We start from the raw sequence: 21,622 nt of genomic DNA on the forward strand, positions 1-21,622 counted from the left end.
CTATCGTGTCCAAGACGATCTTCGAAGAGATCAAAAACCTCACCACCGAAGCACGCAATCCTGCCACGCGTCATATCGACCAGCAGTCCATTGGCGATATTCTCCATCTCATCAACGACGAGGACCTCAAGGTCGCCGCAGTCGTACGCACTGAAATACCCTATATCGAACAGGCGGTTCAGCTGGTCGTTCAGGCCTTCAAGGAGGGGGGACGGCTGTTATATGTGGGCGCCGGTACCAGCGGCCGCCTCGGGGTACTGGATGCCTCCGAATGCCCACCGACCTTCGGCGTGAGCCCGGATATGGTCCAAGGGATCATCGCCGGCGGCTACAAGGCCCTGATGAGCGCCCAGGAGGGGGCTGAAGACCGTCTTGAGATGGGCGCCCAGGATCTCCTGGCCAGGAATCCAACTCCGCGCGATGTCGTCTGCGGCATAGCCGCCAGCCGGCGCACCCCCTACGTCATCGGGGCCATCGACAAGGCGCGCGCTCTCGGCTGCAAAACACTCTATATCACCTGCAATCCCCGCCAGGAGATGAACATCCAGGTCGATGTGGCCATTTGCCCGGTCGTTGGCCCCGAGGTGGTCATGGGCTCCACCCGGATGAAGGCCGGAACCGCTACCAAGCTCATTCTCAATATGATCACCACCACCGCGATGATCCAGCTGGGCAAGGTCTGGGAAAATATGATGGTCGATCTGCAGATGACCTCCAAAAAGCTCGAAGAACGCTCCAAAAAGATCGTCATGCAGGCCGCCCAGGTGGACTATGAGACCGCCGAGGCCACCCTGAAACAGGCTGGCGGCCATGTCAAAACCGCTTTGGTGATGATCGCCGCCGGGGTTTCCGCCGCAGAGGCGCGCGAGCTGCTCTCCCGCGGCGAGGGCTTTGTCCATCGCGCTATTGCCTTGCACAGCTGACCCGGATCCCCGCCCGCGTCTTCCGGACAAGGCGGCGGAACCATGCCGGTAAAACCCGAGATTCCATGACATCATCCTTCATCACAACCCTGACGCAAACCTTTCGCCACAGCGCACCGGTTACCCGGCTGCTCGCGGAGATCGATCGCGGCCGCCCTCTCGTCCTCAACAGCTGCCAGGGCGCTGCACGCGCTTTTCTCGTTCAAGTCCTGCAGCAAAACCGTCAGCAACCGCTGCTCTGCCTCTTTCCGCGGCCGGAAGAGGCGCGCCAGTTTTACGATGACCTCGCTGAACTGCTGCCTGCATCGGCCCTGGGGCTGTTCTCCCCCCACGAACGGCAACTCTGGAACGAGGTGGGCCCCCTCGGCTCGGTCGTCGGACAGCGTCTCAATGCCCTCGGCACATTGATGCGCGGCGGCCCGGCCGTCGTCGTGACCTCTGCACCCGCCCTGCTTGAAAAAGTTGCCGATCCCGCCCGCGTCGCCCGGGCCACCCTCTCCCTGCTTCCGGGGCAGGAATACCCCTTCTCCGGCCTGATCGAATCGCTGGTCCATGCCGGCTATGTGCGCGAGCATCAAGTGGAACGGCCAGGCGAGATGGCCGTCCGCGGCGGCCTCATCGATCTTTTTCTCTTCGAGGAGAACAACCCGCTGCGCATCGAATTCTGGGGGGATCGCATCGAATCGATCCGACAGTTCGACCTGCAAACCCAGCGCTCCCTTGAGCCGGTCACGCACCTCTCCCTACTCCCGCTCAGTGCCGCCGGGATCTACGCTCCCTTCTTCGATCCGCCCTTCGATCAGTTGCCCCTCAGCGCCCTGTTGACGTCTTATATGCCCAAGCAAACAACGATCATTCTTTTTGATAATATATTAATATCAAATGAGTTAGAAGACTATGAAAAGGAGTCTTCGGTCCGCTTCGAGACGCAGCTGCAGGAGCATCAGACGGAAGGCATCGCCTTCGCGGATTACTTCGGCAGCCGGGATGAAATTATTGAGGCTATTAACACATTCCAAACAATTGAATTAAATACATTTAATTCAAATTCAAGCTTGCCGCTGATTGAGTTTTCAACACAGCGCAACAACCATTTTGCCGGCAATCTCAAGCTTTTTTATCAGGAGGTGGAAGCCCGCCGGCGGGTGGATGCGCAAGCTGGTATGGATTCACAATTTGCCATCCTCTGTGATTCGGAGACCCAGACGCTGCGCCTGCGCGATCTGCTCACACGCGAGGCGATGCACGATATCCACGTCGAGACCCTGAACCTCTCTGAAGGGTTCCAGTGGCCGGAACAGCACCTTTATCTCTATACCGACCGCGAACTCTACGGGCGTGTGCGCCTCGGCAAGGCGGACAAAGCCTCCCGCCGAGCCGTCTCCTTCGCCGAGATGCTCAAGCTGCAGGAGGGGGATTTCGTCGTCCATGTGGAGTTCGGGGTGGGGATCTTCCGCGGACTCAAACCGATCGATGCCTACGGCCGTGTGCGGGAGTGTATGCAAATCGAATATGCCGGCGGTGACATGCTTTACGTGCCGCTGGAAAAAATGGACCAAGTGCAAAAATACTCCTCCCGTGACGGTTACGTCCCGGTGCTCAACAAACTGGGGGGCCGGGAATGGGAGAAGCTGAAATCCCGCACCAAGTCGCGGGTCAAGGAGGTGGCCAGTCAGCTTATCAAACTCTACGCGGTGCGCAAGCTGCGGCCGGGACACGCCTTCCCATCCGACACGATCTGGCAGAAGGAGTTGGAAGCATCCTTCAAATATGACGAGACTCTGGACCAGCTCAATGCCGTCAATGAGATCAAGGCGGACATGGAAAAGGGTACGCCCATGGACCGTCTTGTCTGCGGGGATGTCGGATTCGGCAAAACCGAGGTGGCGGTCCGGGCGGCTTTTAAAGCACTAATGGACGGCAAGCAGGTGGCGGTTCTGGTGCCGACGACGGTGCTGGCGCAGCAGCACTTTGCCACCTTCAGCGAGCGATTGGCCCGTTATCCTGTGCGCATCGCCGTGCTATCGCGTTTCAAGAATGCCCGTCAACTTTCGGAGATCATCCAGCAGGTCGGCCGCGGCGAGGTGGATCTGGTCATCGGCACACATCGCCTGCTCTCGAAGGATGTACAGTTCAGGAATCTCGGCCTCCTGATCATTGACGAGGAACAAAAGTTCGGGGTGCTTCACAAGGAACGTCTCAAACTGCTGAAGGTCAATGTCGACACCCTCACCCTATCGGCCACTCCCATCCCGCGTACCCTGCATATGGCGCTGATGGGCGCGCGCGACATGTCACTGATCAACACCCCGCCAGGCAACCGCCTGCCCATCGTCACGGAGGTCTGCCGTTTCGAGCGGGATCACATCCGCGAGGTGATGCTCCGCGAGGTGGAGCGTAAGGGGCAGATCTTTTTTATCCATAACCGGGTTGCGACGATCGCGGGGATCCACCACCTCCTGGCCGAACTGGTACCTGAAATCCATTTTGCCGTTGCCCACGGGCAGATGGAAGCGCGTGAGCTCGAAAAGGTGATGAGTGCCTTTGCGGAAGGCCAGGTTCACTGCCTTATCTGCAGCATGATCATCGAGTCGGGCATTGATGTGCCCAATGCCAATACGTTGATCGTCAACCGGGCGGACCGCTTCGGCCTGGCACAGCTCTATCAGCTGCGCGGCCGGGTTGGACGCTCGGACCATCAAGCCTACGCCTACTTTCTCATCCCTCCCTTGCGCAAGCTGACGCGCACGGCTATCAAGCGTCTCCAGACTATTCAGGAGTGTTCACACCTGGGATCCGGATACAAGATCGCGATGCGGGACCTCGAAATCCGTGGTGCCGGCAATATTTTCGGGTCGGAACAGAGCGGCTTTGTCGACGCCCTCGGCTACGAGCTCTATGCGAAGATCATCGAAGAGGCGATCCAGGAGCTGCGCGACGAACTCAATCTGCCGCAGCGGCCCCGGTCGGCGGAGGAGCCGCAATTTGCCATGGAATCGCGTATTGAAATGACGGGGGATGCCTTTCTCCCGAACACCTATGTCGAGGCGGCAGCCGATCGGGTGGACATTTATAAACGCCTGATCGAGGCGAAGACGGTCCAGGCGATTCAGGATCTTGAAGATGAACTGCGCGACCGTTTCGGCGCTCTGCCCGATGCCGCGCGCAATCTGATCGATTATGTGCTGGTGAAGATGCTGGCGCATCAGGCCCGGATCGAGGAGATTGGTTTCAAGAACGGGCGGATCAGCGGGAAATTCTTCGCGGCGGCCCTCCCCAAGGGGGAACAATTCCGCCCCTGGCTGGGTAAAATGGTCGAAAAAGCCTGTTACCCATTTGAGCTGCGTCAGAGTCAGAACACCCTTTTCTTTGAAATCGCCGCAGATCACAAGGCGACAGCCATAGAACAGATGAAAAAGTTTTTGGAAAGTATTATTTAATCGCTATATTTATCTAAATTTAGCCTACAATTATGCGGAATGTTCCATGAGACAGGGCGCCCGTGCAGCGGTGGCACTCTTGCTTTCCTTCCTGGTTTTGCTCGCCTGTCGCGGCAGCGAGGAGAAGAATGTGGTTGCGCGCGTCGGCAAGTCGGAGTTGACCCTCCAGGAGGTGCGCGACCGCACTCTGGGATCGGACTCCCCCTCGGCCCGGAGCCAGGCGGAGCGGTACATCCAGCACTGGGTGGAGTCGGAACTCCTCTATCAGGAGGCCCTGCGGCGCGGCGTGGACAAAGAACCGCCCGTCCGTCTCGCAATCAAGGAGATGACTCGCGACTATGTCACCACCGCACTGGTGGATAACCTCGCAGATGCTTTGACGGTCAGCGATACGGAGGTTGAACGCTACTACCAGGATCAGCCGGAGGAGTACCAGGCCGAGGAAGATCTCTACCATCCCCTGTTGATCCTGGTGCGCACCCAGGCCGAAGCAGTGGAGGTGCGGCGCGAGCTGATGGCGGGCGAGGCTTTTGCCGACGTTGCCAAACGTTACTCGATCGACGGCAGCCGCTTCCAGGGTGGCGACCTCGGGTATGTGCCGCTGCGCGAACTTTCCCCGCTGCTGGGCCGCGCCGTGTCGGCGATGCGGCCGGGTGAACTTTCGGCGCCGTTGAAATCGGAGGTGGGTTACAACCTGATCCGTCTGGAGGCGGTCCAGAAAAAGGGGAGCATCCGCCCGCTCACCGAGGTTCGTTCGCAGCTTGTGCAGCGGATTCTGGCGCGTAAAAAAGAGGAAATGTATAAACAGTTGATCTCCCGGTTGAGCGGGGAAACGACATTGTACACCGACTTGACCTGGCTGGATAGGCTCAAAGAGAAAGAATGAGATGAAGTTAAAACCATCAACTTTGAATATCTTGGCGCAATGCGGCGCCCTGATGTTAGGCGTGACGCTCCTCCCCTTCTCACCCTCGCAGGCACAGCAGGTGCTGGACCGCATTCTGGCGGTCGTGGACGACGACATCATCCTAGAATCGGAAGTGGCCCAGGGGGCTTATCTGACTGCGATGCAATACCATATTGATCCCGCCAAATCCCCCCGCGAGTTCGCCCGTCTCAAAAGCGAGACCCTGAACAACCTAATCAATCAAAAGATCCTGCTGGTGCAGGCCGACAAGGATACCGTCAAGGCAGATGAGCAGCAAGTGGAGCGGTATCTGCAACAACAGATGGCCAATGTCATCCAGCAACTGGGCGGCGAGGACAAAGTGGAAGAGTATTTTGGCGCGCCGCTCGCCAAAGTCCGCCGCAATTACCGCGAAGAGATCGAACGCAATTTGCGCATCCGCACGGTTCAGTCCGCCAAGATGCAGGGCATCAAGATCAGCCGGCGGGAGGTGGAGCAGTACTACAAGGCCAACAAGGACTCCATCGGGCCGATCAAAGAGACCATTGATCTCAGTCATATTCTGATCAAGGCTGCTCCGGGGGAAGCCGCGCGCAAGGCTGCATTCGACAAGGCCGAGGCACTGCGCGCCCGCATCCTAGCAGGTGAGGATTTTGCTACGCTGGCGCGGGAAAACTCGGAGGATCCTGGCAGTGCCAGCCGCGGCGGCGATCTGGGCTTCATGTCGCGCGGGGAATTTGTCCGGGAATTCGAAGAGGCGGCGTTCAAACTCGCCCCGGGTGAGATCAGTCCGGTAATTACCTCGCAGTTTGGCTATCATATCATCCAGATGATCGAGCGACGGGGTGAAAAAATAGACACCCGCCACATCCTGATTGTTCCCAAGCCCTCCCGTGAGGATGAAATCGCTGCAGCGGATACCATCAAAGCCATTGCCAAAAAACTCAAAGAGGGCGCCAATTTCACGGAGCTGGTCCAGCGTTACTCCCAGGATGAATCCTCCAAAGCGGACAAGGGTCATTTGGGCATCTTTGAGATCGATCAGCTGCGTGAACGCGCAAAGGAATTTGTTTTCGCCGTCACTGGCTTGAAGGAGGGCGACTATTCGGATCCGGTGCGCACGCAGTATGGCTTTCATATCCTGAGAGTGGATCACCGGGAGGCGGCGCGCGAGCTGGATTTCACCAAGGATTACGACCGCGTCCATCAGCTCGCCCTCGATCATAAAATGCAGCAGACCTTCAATGCCTGGATCGCTCAGCTTAAAGAGGATATCCATGTCGAGATCAAGGACCAATTCGACAGGTAACCGGCACCCTGCAGCGTTCTGATGTCTGCGATCGGCTCGAATTGGGCCGATTTTTTTTCTTACCGGAGGGACGGGATGAGGTTCATCAAACATACCGCAACGATCCTGTTGTATTGTGGTTTGCAACTTTTTCCCGCACTGCGCGCCTGGTGCGGCGCAGCGGATCTGACGATCGTTCGGCTCAAATACAGCGGCGGCGGCGACTGGTACAACGATCCTTCGATCATCCCCAACCTGCTGAGTTTCATCGGCGCGCACTCCAGTCTGAGCGTCGCACGGGATGAAGGGCGCCTTTCGCTGATGGATGAAGAGCTTTTTGCCCATCCGATTCTATTCATGACCGGCCATGGCCGCATCACCTTCACCGCCACCGAAGCCGACCGGCTTCGAGCCTACCTGACCGGTGGCGGCTTCTTGCTCGCCGATGATGATTATGGAATGGACGAGCATTTCCGCCGCGAAATCCGCAAGGTCTTTCCGGATCATGAACTGGTGGAATTGCCCTTTTCCCACCCTATCTTTCAGGCCCCTTTTTCCTTTCCACAAGGCATGCCCAAAACCCACGAACATGATGGCGGACCGCCTCAGGCCTTCGCCCTGTTTCATGAGGGGCGCATGGTCCTCTTTTACTGCTTTAACAGCAATATATCCGACGGCTGGGCTGATGAAAACGTCCATCACGATCCCCCCGAGGTGCGCGAAAAGGCGCTTGAAATGGGTATGAATATCATTGTCTACGCATTAACCCATTAAAACGCCGGTTGTGGAGAAGCCATGCAACAGGACGGATTGAAGAGCCTTGCCCATTTCAGAGTCGCTGAGAAAAACCTCGCGCTACGAGCGGCGTTGGCGCGCTGGGGGGTTCATCTTCTGCTGGCGGGCATGATGCTGATCTTCTGCAATGCCCTGTTTTTCCTGCCGCCGTGGGCCCGCTTGCTGCTGTTGGGCGCGCTTCTGCTAGCGCTCTTTTGGTCATGGTGGCAACAGGTGCGCCCGCCGCTGATGGCGCGCTTTTTTCAGCCAGATCATCCCGCGCTCAACAGTATTGCTCTCCGTATCGGCCGCCACTATCCGCAGCTCCAGGATCGCCTGGCCAATGCCTTGCAGATAGCGGCCTGGCCCCCGGATGAACAAGCGCCTTATTCCGCCGATTTGCTCCGGGCGGTGGAAGCGAGCATTGAACCGCTGTTTACCGGTATCGACCTTTCGCGTCATCTGGAGCGGATGCAGGTCCGCAAGAGCTGCCGCCAGCTGGCCGTTGTGGTTTTACTGGTCACCGCCGCAGGGACCTTGTTTCCGCGCGGTCTGAGCCTCGGTATCAATCGTATCCTCTTCCCTTTCCGCGAGCATACCCTGCAGCAGGCTCTGGAAGTGGCGGTATCTCCTGGAGATGCCACGATTTTGCGCGGCGCGCCGGTGACCATTCGCGCCTGGACCGGTGGCCTCCTGGCAGGAACCTTGGAGTTGGAAATTGATCGCTATGACCGACACGAACAGCTGCCCATGGTGCGCGGACGTGGTGATACCTTTACCTATGTCCTTCCGGCTTTGCGCGACTCGATGCAATACCGGATTCGCTTCCAAAAGTCCGCCAGCCGGAGCTACCGTTTGCGCATCGCCGATCTGCCGATGATCCGCTCCCTGCAGCTGCGGATCACGCCGCCGGCATACAGCGGCGTCGCAGCCTTTGACCTCGAAGAAAATATCGGTGACGTCACCGCCATCCGGGGTTCGCGCATCGAGTGGCGCGCGGAAACCAATATTCCGGTGCTCCAGGCCCGTCTCCGCTTTTCTGAAAGAGGCGCCCTCCCCCTCGCGGTTGCCGTGCGCCGCCTCTCTGCCACTTTCCCGCTGCTGGCTGAGGAGAACTATTATGCCGAACTCACCAGTGCCGGCGGACTCCGCAGCGATAATCCGATTCTCTACCATCTGCGGCCCTTGGCCGATCAATATCCCTTTGTAAGACTGATCTCGCCGCAAGGCGAGATCGATCTGCACGAAGATATGCGACTACCGCTGCTGATTCAGGCTCAGGATGACTACGGCCTCTCGGCTATGTCGATCGTCTATCAGGTGACTGGCGAAGCAGAGGTGAAGGTTGACTCCACCCGGTTCCGCCGTCTTCCGCTGCCGCTGCCTTTGCCGCTCCGCGCCAATTACACTGTGGCCTACACCTGGGATCTCGCCGCATCCCCGCTTCTCCCCAGTGAGGCGCTCCTCTATTATGTCGAGGTCCGCGATAATGACACGGTAAGCGGACCGAAATCGGCGCGTACCGCCCTCTACCGGGCGCGTTTCCCCTCTATCTATGAGCTGTATGAAGAGGTCAATAAAAGCCAGGATGCGGCGATCGCCGATATGGAAGAGAACTACCAGAAGAGTCTCGAATTAAAAACACGGCTCGACGCCATGGCGTTGCAGCTGCAGCGGACCGAAGAGCTTTCCTGGCAGAAGAAACAGGAGGTCGGCGAGGCCCTCAAGGAACAGCAACTGCTGCAGCAGGAACTGCAGAAGGTAGCCGACCGCCTCGAAGAGATGGTTCGAACCATGGATGAGAACCAGCTCCTCTCCAATGAGACCCTGGAAAAATACCAAGAGTTGCAGCAGCTCTACCGGGACATCATGACGCCCGAACTGCAGAAAAGCATGGACCAGATCGCGGAAGCCATGCAAAAGATCAATCCCGAAGACCTGCGCAAGGCGCTTGAAACGCACAAGCTTTCCGAAGAGTCTCTCAACAAGAATCTCGACCGCACCCTTGCGCTGCTGAAACGCCTCAAGATGGAGCAGCAGCTGGACCAAACCATCCGCATGACGGAGGATCTGCGTAGCCGGCAGCAAGAGATCTCGAAGCAGGGGCAGCAGCCGGCGCAGGAGCAAAAGAGTGCGGCGGAGGCCGCGCAAAAGGCGCTTCAGGAAGATTTCGGCAAGCTGGAAAAGCGGCTGGAGGCGATGCAGCGCGAGATAGCCGATCAGCCGGGTCTGCCGCAAGAGCAGATCGCAGCGGCGCGCGCAGAGCTTGACCAGGCCGGTGTGAAACGCCAGATGCAAGCGATGCAGCAAGCGCTGCAGGAAGGGAATTCGGCCTTGATGCAGGCCAACGCCGGACAGATCGAGAGCGGACTGCAGAAAGCGCAAGCGCAGCTGCAGCAGGCCAAGGACGCCCTGACCGGCGCCGCCGCCCGCCGCGCCATGCAGGCGATGCAGCGAAGCATGCGCAGCCTGTTGACGCTGTCGCAGATGCAGGAGGAGCTGATGCGCACTTCCACCGGCCTCCCTCAGACGAGTGCCCGCATTCCCGAGGCGGCCGAACGCCAACAGCAACTCGCGTCCAGCCTCGATCGGCTGATCAATGACCTCTATGCCGCATCGAAGGAAAGCATGGATATAACCCCGCACATCGGTAGTGCCCTGGGACAGGCGCAGCAGGCCATGCGCCAGGCCCTGCAGGGGCTCGAGAGCCGCGACCTCGGCCAGGCGGCCGCCAAGCAGGGGCAGTCCATGGCAGGGCTCAACGATGCGGTGCTGCAGCTGGATGCTGCCATGCAGTCGATGATGCAGGGCAGTGGTTCCGGCATGAGCATGAACGAATTTATACAGCAGATGCAGAATCTGGCGGATGGCCAGCAAGGTATCAACGCCGAGACTCTCGGTCTCAGCGGCATGGGAGAATCCCTCTCTCTCGCACAACAGGCGGCCATGAATCGCCTGGCGCAGCAGCAGGGCCAGCTGCGCAAGTCGCTCGAGGAACTGGCCGCCGAAGCGGCCGGTCTCCCCGATCTGCCGGGCGATCTCGAACATCTTGGCGACGAAATGAAGGATGTGGAAAAGAAGCTCTCCAACCGGCACGTTGACCGGGAAACGATCGACCGGCAGAACCGCATCCTGTCGCGCATGCTCGATTATCAGAAATCGATGCGCGAACGCGATCACAGCCGGGAGCGCAAGTCCGAGAGCGGAAAAACTTACCCGCGCATCAGTCCGCCTGCTTTGTCCCTACCTCTTGGCCAGGACCGGGATCGGCTGCAGCAGGACCTGCTGCGGGCCAAGGAGGAGGGATACTCCCGGGATTATCTGGAACTGATCAGAAAGTACTTTGAAGCGGTCCGGATAAATGAAGAAAAGAAATAAATATGCCCTTGTGCTGGCGATTCTGGCGGTAGTTCTCCCCGTCGCGGCGCAGAATCTCCAGGAGTTCCGCCGGATGCAGCTGCGGGCGCAGCAGCTGGAAGCTTTGGGCCGCTTCGACGAGGCCGGTGAACTCTACGGCCGCGCTGCTCTGGGATTGGCCCCGCTGCGGGATCTCAACGCCTATTCCAGCGCCCGCCATTGCTACGAGCGCGTCCAGGCCTTCCAGGAATGGGAAACCCTGATTCTCGCCCTGCAGAAGAGTTACCGCACCCTGCTCTTCGAGGTTGATCTGGGGGAGATCGCCTGGTTACGCGGCGAGCACCCGGAGGCGCTCCAACGCTGGCGGCAAATCATGGATGAGAATCCCCTCAATGAACAAGCCTATGCCCTGGTGGGCAACGTACTGATGAAATATACCCTCTATGGCGAGGCTCAGGAGCTTTATGAACGCGGCCGCAAAGTCTTCAGGGATCCGGAAAAATTTTTTGTTGAACTGGTGCGTGTCTACGCCGGGCTAGGCGCCTTCGACCGCATGACGGGAGAATACCTCCATTTCCTGCAAAAAAATCCTGGCCAGACCGGCTATGTGCAGTCGCAGCTGCTCTCGGCGGCCGAGGAGCCCGAGGCTTCCGTGCAGATCATCACGGCGATCGAACGCGCCCTTCGTGATGATGAAAATCTCAAGGAGGAGGGATACGCCCTTCTGGCCGCCCTTTATACCCAGCAGCGGGCTTATGGTAAGGCGCTGGACTGCTATGATTATCTCGAAGAGCGCATGGGCAGCCGCAAATCGGGCGAAGCCGGCGGTCATTATTACACCCTGGCCATGGTCGCCCTTAACGACAGCGCCTTGGTCGAGGCGCGCTCCGCTCTGGAAAAATTGCTGACGCGGACCGACGAGAAGAATCCCTACCGCCCCAAGGCGGCCTTCGCGCTCGCGCAACTACTGGAAAAAGAGGGTGCTTACGACAAGGCGGCCGCCGGCTATGCCGACTTCATCCGCGCTTATCCCGATCACCCCGAGCTGCCCGCCCTCTACCTGCGCCTGGGCAACCTGTATTTTGAGCACTTTTTCAAGGTCAAAGCCGCCGATTCCGTCTATGCCGTGTTGCTGCAGCGCCAGCCGCCGTCTGCGATTCGCCTACTAGCACTGCAAAAACGCGCCGAGTGCGCGGTGGCGCGCGGGGATCTCGGTGCCGCCCGCGATTTTCTCCAGATGATGAAACGAGACGCCCCCCTGCTTTCCGGGCCACAGCGGCAGGCGGACCTGATGCTGGCCCGCATCGATCTCTATGAGGGGCGGCCTGGACGGGCTCTACAAAAGCTCGAAACCATAGTCAATGGGCCGAAAATGCAGGGCGTAGCGGCGGACACGGTGCAGAACGATATCCTCGATTTGCTGCTGCTGTTGCGGGAAAGCCGCCACGACTCCCTGGGCTGCGCGCACTATGGAAAATCACTCTGGCTGCAACAACAACGCCACTACACGGCTGCCCTCGATACCCTGATGCGGCTTCAAGGCCCTGGTTACAACAAAAGTCTCGAGGAACGCGCCCAGTTTCTCCGTATCGATCTCCTTCGCCGCCTGCGGCGCGACGACGAAGCGCTTGCGGTTTGCACTGCCCTCTCTCAGGATAGCACCAGCCTCGAGCCCGATCTCGCTCTATTGGTCATGGCCAGGATTCACGAGCAGCGGGGTGAGGCGCAAAAAGCCCGGCAGCTTTTGGAATCTTTTCTGGAAAAGTATCCCGAAAGTATTTATATTGAACAAGTGAGAGGGCGCATCCGCTTGTTGGAGCGGATCAAGCCCGTGATGTTGAGGTAGGGGACTGAAATCATGATACGCAAAATCCTTTTGCTGACGCTGCTGGCAGCGGTTCCCGCCCTGGGGCAGCGTCTGCTGGTCTATATGGACCTCAAGCAGGAGAACCACCTCAAGGCTTATGGCCTGGCTTATTGGGTTCTGGATCATGGGGTGCATGTGGAGTGGCTCCTGAATTATCGCGGCGGTTCCTTTTTAATGGAAGATTCGCCGGCGATCGAACGGGAACTCCGGGTACGTGGGGTTTCCTCCACCCTTCTTTCGGGAGCGGAGGTGAGCGCCGTCTATGCCGAGATCGAGCGCGAAAATATGGACGTGGTGCAGCTGGAAAAAGCACCGGCGGTGGCCATCTATGCCCCGCCCAACAAGCAGGCGTGGGATGATGCTGTGATGCTGGCACTCGATTACGCCGAAATACCCTATACTGTGCTTTGGGACGAAGAGGTGCTGCGTGGCGAGCTACAAAAATACGATTGGCTCCATTTGCACCACGAGGATTTTACTGGCCAATATGGCAAGTTCTATGCGAATTACCGCAATGCCGACTGGTACAAGGAGGAGGTCCGCAAGAACGAAGCCATGGCCAAAAAGCTGGGATTCGCCAAAGTTTCAGAATTGAAGCGTGCGGTGGTCTTTGCCATTCGCGATTTTGTCGCTGCTGGGGGTTTTCTCTTCGCCATGTGTTCTGCAACCGATTCGTTCGATATCGCACTCGCAGCCAGCCATGTCGACATCGTCGACACTCCCTTCGACGGAGATCCGGTTGATCCCCAGGCCCAGCAAAAACTCGACTATTCGCAATGCTTCGCCTTTGAAAATTTCAAAATTGAAACCAATCCAATGATCTATGAATATTCCGATATCGATATCCCTCCCTCCTACGCGCCGGTATCGCGCGGTGCCGAGGGAGATTATTTCACATTGTTCGAGTTTTCCGCCAAATACGATCCGGTGCCCACCATGCTCACGCAGAATCATGTGGCCGCGATCAAGGGCTATATGGGGCAGACCACTGGCTTCCAGAAACGGCTGATTAAAAAGAGTGTAACTATCATGGGCGAGGCCGAGGGTACGGACCAGGTCAAATATCTGCGTGGCAATTACGGCCAGGGGACCTTCTGCTTTCTGGCGGGTCATGATCCGGAAGATTTTCAGCATTTCGTCAATGATCCTCCGACACAGCTGGCCTTACACAAAAATTCGCCCGGATACCGCTTGATCCTCAACAATATTCTCTTCCCGGCGGCGCGTAAAAAAGAACTCAAGACCTGAGGTGTCACCCAGTTTCTGAAGAGCGCGCAACCACCCAAGGTTCCGCTTGCATATCGACCAGTAGAGGGGAGATGTTCCACCGACGCAACAATGACGTACCGCTGCAAGTCATAGATACCGAGCCTTATGCGGTGCTGGCCTCGATCTATGATCAGGTGATGAATCATGTTGATTATGATCATTGGGCCCGGCATCTCTTGCGGCTCGCCAGGTTGCATGGTGTCTCGCCGCGGCGGATCCTCGATCTCTCCTGTGGCACCGGGCGGCTGTGCCGCGAACTGGCTGCACGGGGATATGAGCTCCTAGCCTGCGACGCCTCTCTGCCGATGCTCAAGGTGGCCATTCAGAATGCAGCCCAGGCGCCGCCGATCCGGTTCTGGTGCGCCTCCATGGACCGAATGGCTACGAAAAATCCGGTCGACCTGGTGATCTCCTCCTACGATAGCATGAACTATCTGCACACACCGGCCCAGTGGCAGGCCACCCTGCAGCAAGCCCACAGGATTCTCCACCCCGGCGGGCTTTTCATTTTCGACGTCAGCACGCTGCACAACTCGATCGAGCTCTTTGCCGATTATGTCCACGAGGAACAGTTTGCAGAGGGCTGTTACCGGCGGGAGAGCCGCTTCGCGCTGGAGACCCATTTGCAATACAATTTTTTCGAAATAGAATTATCTGCGGCACCAGGCTGTTTATATAAAGAGGTGCATGTCCAGAAAATCCGTTCTCTGGCTGAAATCGACCGATTCATTGCGGCGTCTCCATTCATCTGTCTGGGCCGGTATGCCAACTTTTCACTGCGGCCGGGAAGCGATCGGGCCGACCGGGTTCATTATGTGCTCGTGAAACGGCCGGCGGCAGGCGAAACGCAGGAGCAGCGCATATGGTAGAATTGCATGACGTACGCGTCACCTATGCCAATGGTGAAGGAATCGATCAGATCTCCTTTGCCGTCGCCCCGGGGGAGTTGGTTTTCCTCGTCGGGCCGAGCGGCGCCGGAAAATCGACGGTATTGAAGACGGTCTATATGGATCAGCTGCCTGCCGAAGGGCATGTGATCGTCGGCGATTATAACTCCCTCTTCATCAAAAAGGGCGAGATTCCCTTTCTCCGGCGCAAGATCGGCATCGTCTTTCAGGACTTTCGCCTTTTCGCCGACCGTGATGTCTTTGAGAATGTGGCCTTCACGCTCGAGGTGATCGGCGCCCGGCAGAAAGAGATCAAACGGCGCGTCCTGCGGGCGCTCGCTGACGTGGGCCTGAGCCACAAGGCACGGAAAATGCCGGATGAAATCTCTGGAGGCGAGCAGCAGCGTGTCGCCATCGCCCGCGCCATCGTCAACGAGCCGCTTCTGCTGCTGGCGGATGAACCGACTGGCAACCTCGATCCCGAGACCGCGGCGGGCATCATGGAGGTGTTGCTGCGTATCAACACCCGCGGCACCTCGGTCCTGATGGCCACCCACAATTATGACATGGTACGGCGTTATCAGGGACGTATCATCCAGATCAATAACGGCAGATTGCTCTCCTAAAATCGACGGACCGACAGCATGAACTTTCGCTACATGCTCAAAGAGACGGCCGATGGCTTCAAGCGCGCTTGGGGTTCCTGCCTGCTTTCGATTCTCACGATCGCTTTTTTCCTTGCACTGCTGGGTTTTTTGGCGCTGGTCTCGTTGAATATCGACTACTTCAAGCGCACGCTCAACGATCGTCTACAGCTACAGGTCTTCATCTCCAGTGTTCTCGATGACCAGGCGATCGCTGATCTTTCGCAGCGTATCAGCCGAATCCCGGGCGTGCGCAAGGTCTCTTTCATCTCCAAGCAGATGGCCGCAGAGGAGTTTCAAAAGGAGTTCGGCCGCGAACTCTTTGCCGTTCTCGAGGAGAATCCGCTGCCCTCCTCATTTGTCGTGCAGCTCGGCCTGGACGGGGAGGATGAGGGCCGTATCCGGCAGCTGGTCGGCCGGATCGAGCAGGAGGAGGGGGTGGATGAGGTGGTCTATCATTTTCAAACCCTCTTCAGACTGCAGCGTTATGCCCGCCTCGCGGCGACGGTCAGCTGGATTCTGGTCCTTTTTGTCACGTTCGGTTCGCTATTTGTAGTATCCAACAACATCCGTCTGGTGATTGCTGCGCGGAAACAAATCATTACGACGATGCAGCTGGTTGGCGCGACGCCATCGTTCATCCGCACTCCTCTGATCCTGGAGGGGACGCTCCAGGGGATGATCGGTGCCCTGCTGGCTGCGCTGGGGCTCTACGTGGTCAACCGGGTGTTGTCCGGCCTGGTCCCCGGGCTGCTGGCGCTGCCGCCAGGGGCGTTGGTTTTTCTGGTGGCGATCGGCAGCCTCCTTGGCTTTCTGGGCAGCCTGCTGGCAATCAAGCGCTATCTATAAGGCGCCTGCCCCCGGTCCGCGCCGACGCCTGAAGAAATTTTCCTTGATTGGGCGTTTATTAATGAGTAACTTATAAGTCGCAATTTATCGTTTGGATTATTGCTTATTCCAACATGACCATTGATGATTTGACAGAGCGCGAGCGGCAGGTCTTTTTTTCGATCGTGCAGAGTTTTATCGAAACGGCCGAACCGGTCGGCTCTCGTTTTTTGTCCAAATCCGCCGACCTGCAGCTCAGCCCGGCCACCATCCGCAACGTGATGGTCGATCTCGAGGAGAAGGGATTGATTCGGCAGCCGCACGCCTCGGCGGGCCGGGTGCCCACGGATGGCGGCTACCGGGTCTATGTCGATGGCATGATCGGCGGTATCCGCCTGAGTCCCTCAGCGCGGCGCTCGATCGTCGAACAGCTCAGTCATTTCGCCGAAGATGTCGATCTCATAGTCGACCAGGCCTCCCAGGTGCTGAGCAACATTTCGAGCCAGATGGGGGTGGTTCTGGCGCCGCGCTTCAACCAGGGCCGTCTTGAAAAGATCGAGCTGGTATCGGTCTCCGAAGAGAAGATTCTGGTCATCCTGAGCATCACCTCGGGACTGGTCAAAACCATCATCGTTGAAATGGATGAGAAGGTGCCGCCGCATTTGCTGGATGCCGCCCGGCAGATCCTCAACGAACGGCTGCACGGTTTGACGATTGCCGAATTTCAGGCCTCGTTTGAGGAGCGGTTTTCGGACCTCGACGAGAACAGCAAACGCGTTCTGCGCAAAATCCGCATCCGGGCTGAGAAGCTGGTCGGCTACGACACACCGGGTTCCTTCCATGTGGCCGGCGCCGGCAAAATCATCCAGCAGCCCGAGTTCGCCTCACAGGAGAAGGTGGGGATCATTCTCAACCTGATCGACCACCGGGATCTACTGCTGCGGGTGCTCGAGGAGCAGGAGAGCAGCGGCGTCTCCATCGTCATCGGCGTAGAGAATAAGGAGGAGGTGATGCGGCATTGCAGCGTTATCACCACAACCTATTCGGTCGATGGCGCCACCGGTACGATCGGCGTGATCGGCCCGACGCGCATGCAATACGCCAAGATCATCGGTTTGGTGCAGTTCATGGCCGAGACCTTGGGCTATATCTTAACCAAGCAAAAAGTGGAAAGGTAGCGGGTTTTATTTGATGAAGCACGAACGGGAAGAAGAGGGAGAAAACCCCGTCGCCGAGCAGCAAGAGCTGGAACCCCCAGAAATGGTAGAGGGGAAGAATGGTGGCGGGGAAACGGTAGCAGATGTTGCCGCGATGGATGAAGACACCGCGGTGATCTCGGCTCTGACAGCGGAGAACAAGGCGCTGAACGACCGTTATCTGCGGCTGGCGGCCGAATTTGACAATTACCGCAAGCGCAGCGATCGCGAGATGCAACACTATATTAGCAATGCCAATTTTGAATTGATGGCCAGGCTGCTGCCCGCACTGGATGATCTGGACCGTATCGTTGCTGCGGCTCAAAGCGGGACCGACCCTGCAGCGCTCGTGGAAGGCATCCTCCTGCTGCAAAAAAATATACTAAAAACCTTTCAGGAGAGCGGATTAGAGCCCATGCCTACCCTCGGCGAGGAGTTTGATCCCCAGCTTCATGATGCCCTGCTGCATATCGAGGTCCCCAATACGGCAGCCAATCGGATTGTGGAGGAACATAAAAAGGGCTACTTCTTCAAGGGCAAGGTCCTGCGCCATGCCCAGGTGGTCGTCAGCAAATAATGGATGCGGATATCGGATAGACGATGGCAACTAAAGATTTTTATGCAATATTGGGTGTGAGCCGGGATGCGGATGCAGACACTATCAAGAAGGCCTATCGCAAACTGGCTATGGAAAATCATCCCGACAAGAATCCCGGCGATAAAAGTGCCGAAGAACGGTTCAAGGCGATTGCGGAGGCCTACGCGGTGCTCTCGGATCCGCAAAAACGCCGCCAGTACGATCAATTCGGCGCCGAGGGGATGCGCGGGGGCGCGGGTGGTTTTGATCCCCGGGGTTTCGGTGATCCCTTCGATATCTTCCGCGAGGTGTTCGGCGGCGGATTTGGCGATATCTTCGGCATGGGTGGCGGCGGCCGCCGTTCCAGTGCGCAGCGCGGCACCGATCTGCAGGTTCGCCTCAAGCTCGATCTCGAGGAGATCGGCCGTGGTGCTTCCAAAAAGATCAAGATCAAAAAGTTGGTGCGTTGTGAAAAGTGCAGCGGCAGCGGTACCAGGAGCGGCACTGGGATGACCACCTGCCCGCAGTGCCAGGGACGCGGTGAGGTCGCCTATCGCCAGGGATTTTTCTCCATCAGCCGTACCTGCGGCCGTTGTTTTGGAGAGGGCAAGATCATCGAGCACCCCTGCCCTGCTTGCGATGGTGAGGGCCGGGTGCGCGGTGAGGCCACCCTGGATGTCGAAATTCCGGCCGGAGTCGCTGAAGGCCAGTATCTGACCATCCGCGGCGCCGGCAATATCGGCGTCCGCGGCGGCCCGAACGGCGATGTCCTGGTGATCATCGAGGAGAATCCCCACCCCCATTTTCAGCGACACGGGAACGATCTGCTCTATGATCTGACGATCAGTTTCCCGCAACTCGCTCTGGGGGATGAGGTGGAAGTCCCGACGCTGGGCGGTCAGGCGCGTATTACCATTGCGCCGGGCACGCAGAGCGGCAAGATCCTACGCATGCGTGGCAAGGGCATTCCCAACCTAAATGGCGGTGGAGCGGGCGACCAGCTCATCCGGATCACCGCGTTTACACCGACCAAGCTCAGCCATGCCGAACGGGAGCTGCTGAAAAAGCTCGCCGAGTTCGAATCCCTATATCCGGAGCCTTCGGATAAGGGGCTGTTTGAAAAAACACGCGGGACCAAACGCTGAATTATGCTCGAGTTTTCGCTCCAGGAAAAGCGGTTCATCCTTTTTTTATTGACCACTTTTCTAGCCGGATGTGCGGTCCTCTGGTACCGCCAATCCCACGGCGATCCCGCCCTGGCCGTCTGGCGAGAGCAAGTGCGACGCAATGCACAGACGGATTCGGCTGCCGGTATGCCACGGCAGAAGAGCGCGGCCCGATCCGCGGAGCCGCTTGCTCAGCCCTTGCTCAGCCAGAAACATCGGTTGATCGCCAGACTCAATATCAATACCGCCACGGCCGAGGAGTTGGCCTCCCTCGAACGGATTGGACCCGCCATGGCAGCGCGAATCGTGCGCTACCGCGAAGAGCATGGGCCTTTCCAGGCTATCGAACAGGTGCAGCAGGTTAAGGGGATCGGGCCGAAAACCTTCGCCCGCATTCGGGATCAAATCGGCGTGGAGTAGAAATCGCCAAGCGGCTTCAGGCGCCAAAGCAAACTCAAAAAGACTGCTGTTCTGGAGGGGCAAACCATCATGGATAGTACAACAACGCAGCTGGGTCTGGTTATGGCGAAGAACCGCTTCTATTTCTTGGAAGCCGGCCTGGGCCGGCCCCTCCGGCTGGTTTCAGCCGGGGCGCTGGATCTGGAGGTGCCCTTCGATTTTAATGCCGTCGTCGACCGGCAGCTTCTCGGCCGATTTTCACGGGCGATCTCGGAAATGATGGATCGCTTTGCGATCTCAGCCAAGTCGCTCTCATTCTGCCTGGACCGGCGCATGGTGCAATTGCGGCGGATCAAGATGGATCGTGAATTTACCGATTCCGAGGTCCGGCAGCAGGTGGAATGGGAACTGGAGCAGATGCTGGTCTCGCCCCGCAACGAGTACCATGCCAATTATGAGCGGATCCACAGCGACCGGGATCATTTCGATTATGTGATCATTGCGGTGGTCCGCAAGGCGATCATCGCCGCCTTGCATGAGATCTTTAATGCCACGCCGGTAAAACTGGCGCAGGTGGATGTCGATTTGCTTGCCAGCATTCGCGGCCTGATGATCCTGCAGCCGCAAAGCCGCGGCCTTGCGGCGCTGGTCGATCAGCAAGAGGATGCCTTGGGCATCACGTTGATCAAGCATCAGAATTATGCCGCTTTTGGTGAACTTGCCTTCAATGCGGCGGCGCCGGCCGAGGAGAACAATGAAGAGCAGGCCACCCGGATCAATGATGAGATCCTGCGCCTGATGGAGTCCCTTGGCGATGAACTGCTCTTGAAGAGCATCGAGGAGATCTATTTCACTAAGGCTATCCTGCCGCAAGCGGCATTGATAGCTCTGCAGCGACTACAGCGCGCTGCCCAGCTTCAGGTTCTCGATCCCTTGCATCAGATTGAGCATTCCCTCAGCCTTGAAGCGGAACAGATAGTGCGCGAGCATACGCGCTATATCCTGCCGCTGATCGGAATGCTACAGGCCTGACCAGTTGACTGAACCGAGTGTTCGACCTATCAGCGGGGTTACTATGAATTTACTGATTGACCAGCGCGAACCATCCGATCTGCAGGAACCCGACTGGACGCCCCAGCCGGAGGAGCCTCCCGCCGCGCCCATTCTCGAGGAACCCACGATGACCAGAAGCCCCGAGACGCCTTTGGATTATTATAACTTTGAAGAGCCGGAGGGCCACAAACGGGGGATTCTGGGTCCGATTTTGATCATCCTGCTCCTACTAGCGGCCATCGGTGCTGCTGCGTATTATGGCTTCTTTTACAGGCCGCAGGAGCTTGGGGACTTCCACAAGGCGGCGCAAACCACCTCGCCGGCAACGAACGAAACGGCGCCTGCCGTCTCGACGCCAGTGCCGGTCGAATCCGCCCCCGCTGTGGTGACCCCGGCGGGGAATGCGGCCGTGCAAGAATCGCCGTCCACTTCTGTCCCGACTACAAAGCCTCGCGAAACGGCCGTAACGCCGCCAGCGGAATCGACCTCGGGCTCGCCCCTGGCGAGTGCCGCCGCGCTCCTGGGCGGGATCCTGGCCGCCCGGCCTGCCGACTTGCAAGTGAGCACGTTGATCCTGGATCCGAACTCCTTCTCGGCCGAGGTCTCGGCTGGCAGCCGCAGCGTCATCGAAAATTATACGACTGCGCTGAAAAACAACGTTCGGGGTGGTTTGAACGCTTCGCCCTCCAGCGGTTATTATTCCGGCGCGCGGGCCCTGGTAACCGGGTCCTTTCCGGAACTGAACACAGCGACCACGCCGGTGATCGATAGCCAGGGCCTGGTCCAGATTCGACAAGGGCTCCGGACCGCGGCCAACGCCGAAGGCCTGAAGGTGATCGAGATCTCGCAAGCTCGAGAGATGGTGCGCGATGGCGCCGCCTGGACTCCGATCTTCGTCAAGGTCACCGGCCGTGAAGAGCAGTTCGAATCCTACTGCACCCGGCTGGCGGCCGAATTGCCGCTGATGCGCCTGGAAAAGATCATCCTGCAGGCCCGGGGGCAGGAAGTTGCCGCCGTCATCCGTTTCGAAGCGCAGACGCGATAGCC

General features: G+C 58.3%; 17 protein-coding genes. All 17 read left to right on the forward strand.

Features of this window, described 5'->3' with window-relative positions; genetic code table 11:
- Nucleotides 1-2 precede the first annotated feature (2 nt).
- Nucleotides 3-923, forward strand: coding sequence for an N-acetylmuramic acid 6-phosphate etherase (gene murQ / locus PLH32_01885; protein HQJ63342.1), 921 nt, complete (start codon nt 3-5; stop codon nt 921-923).
- A gap of 65 nt (nt 924-988) precedes the next feature.
- Nucleotides 989-4,363 carry a transcription-repair coupling factor gene (gene mfd, locus PLH32_01890; GenBank protein ID HQJ63343.1) on the forward strand — a complete coding sequence of 1,125 codons (3,375 nt, stop codon included), beginning with the start codon at nt 989-991 and terminating at the stop codon, nt 4,361-4,363.
- Nucleotides 4,364-4,409: 46 nt separating this feature from the next.
- Complete coding sequence (locus PLH32_01895; protein ID HQJ63344.1) at nt 4,410-5,249, forward strand: peptidyl-prolyl cis-trans isomerase; 840 nt, start codon at nt 4,410-4,412, stop codon at nt 5,247-5,249.
- Nucleotide 5,250: 1 nt separating this feature from the next.
- Nucleotides 5,251-6,579, forward strand: a complete 1,329-nt coding sequence (locus PLH32_01900; GenBank protein ID HQJ63345.1) for a peptidylprolyl isomerase — start codon at nt 5,251-5,253, stop codon at nt 6,577-6,579.
- 75 nt (nt 6,580-6,654) lie between these two features.
- On the forward strand, nt 6,655-7,332 hold the full coding sequence (locus PLH32_01905; protein HQJ63346.1) for a DUF4159 domain-containing protein: 678 nt from the start codon (nt 6,655-6,657) through the stop codon (nt 7,330-7,332).
- Nucleotides 7,333-7,353: 21 nt separating this feature from the next.
- Nucleotides 7,354-10,710 carry a hypothetical protein gene (locus PLH32_01910; protein ID HQJ63347.1) on the forward strand — a complete coding sequence of 1,119 codons (3,357 nt, stop codon included), beginning with the start codon at nt 7,354-7,356 and terminating at the stop codon, nt 10,708-10,710.
- A complete protein-coding gene (locus tag PLH32_01915) occupies nt 10,694-12,535 on the forward strand; it encodes a tetratricopeptide repeat protein (protein ID HQJ63348.1) in 1,842 nt (613 codons plus the stop codon). The genes PLH32_01910 and PLH32_01915 overlap by 17 nt, the downstream gene beginning before the upstream one ends.
- 12 nt (nt 12,536-12,547) lie before the next feature.
- On the forward strand, nt 12,548-13,804 hold the full coding sequence (locus tag PLH32_01920) for an asparagine synthetase B (protein ID HQJ63349.1): 1,257 nt from the start codon (nt 12,548-12,550) through the stop codon (nt 13,802-13,804).
- Nucleotides 13,805-13,875: 71 nt separating this feature from the next.
- The gene (locus PLH32_01925; GenBank protein HQJ63350.1) at nt 13,876-14,694 is read left to right on the forward strand and encodes a class I SAM-dependent methyltransferase; all 819 of its coding nucleotides are present in this window, start codon (nt 13,876-13,878) and stop codon (nt 14,692-14,694) included.
- Nucleotides 14,688-15,338 carry a cell division ATP-binding protein FtsE gene (gene ftsE, locus PLH32_01930; protein HQJ63351.1) on the forward strand — a complete coding sequence of 217 codons (651 nt, stop codon included), beginning with the start codon at nt 14,688-14,690 and terminating at the stop codon, nt 15,336-15,338. The genes PLH32_01925 and ftsE overlap by 7 nt, the downstream gene beginning before the upstream one ends.
- Before the next feature lie 18 nt (nt 15,339-15,356).
- Nucleotides 15,357-16,205 carry a permease-like cell division protein FtsX gene (locus PLH32_01935; protein HQJ63352.1) on the forward strand — a complete coding sequence of 283 codons (849 nt, stop codon included), beginning with the start codon at nt 15,357-15,359 and terminating at the stop codon, nt 16,203-16,205.
- A 113-nt stretch (nt 16,206-16,318) separates the two neighbouring features.
- Nucleotides 16,319-17,362, forward strand: coding sequence for a heat-inducible transcriptional repressor HrcA (hrcA, locus tag PLH32_01940; protein ID HQJ63353.1), 1,044 nt, complete (start codon nt 16,319-16,321; stop codon nt 17,360-17,362).
- Nucleotides 17,363-17,375: 13 nt separating this feature from the next.
- Nucleotides 17,376-17,957, forward strand: coding sequence for a nucleotide exchange factor GrpE (locus PLH32_01945; protein HQJ63354.1), 582 nt, complete (start codon nt 17,376-17,378; stop codon nt 17,955-17,957).
- Between the two features lie 23 nt (nt 17,958-17,980).
- The gene (gene dnaJ / locus PLH32_01950) at nt 17,981-19,102 is read left to right on the forward strand and encodes a molecular chaperone DnaJ (GenBank protein ID HQJ63355.1); all 1,122 of its coding nucleotides are present in this window, start codon (nt 17,981-17,983) and stop codon (nt 19,100-19,102) included.
- Nucleotides 19,103-19,105: 3 nt separating this feature from the next.
- Nucleotides 19,106-19,543, forward strand: a complete 438-nt coding sequence (locus PLH32_01955; GenBank protein HQJ63356.1) for a helix-hairpin-helix domain-containing protein — start codon at nt 19,106-19,108, stop codon at nt 19,541-19,543.
- 69 nt (nt 19,544-19,612) lie between these two features.
- Entirely contained in the window at nt 19,613-20,554 is a 942-nt protein-coding gene (gene pilM / locus PLH32_01960) for a pilus assembly protein PilM (GenBank protein HQJ63357.1), read from the forward strand.
- A 43-nt stretch (nt 20,555-20,597) separates the two neighbouring features.
- Entirely contained in the window at nt 20,598-21,620 is a 1,023-nt protein-coding gene (locus PLH32_01965; GenBank protein HQJ63358.1) for a hypothetical protein, read from the forward strand.
- The last annotated feature ends 2 nt before the right edge of the window (nt 21,621-21,622 follow it).

Source organism: bacterium (assembly GCA_035419245.1).
In the GTDB taxonomy this organism is placed as follows: Bacteria; Zhuqueibacterota; Zhuqueibacteria; order Residuimicrobiales; family Residuimicrobiaceae; genus JAKPUX01.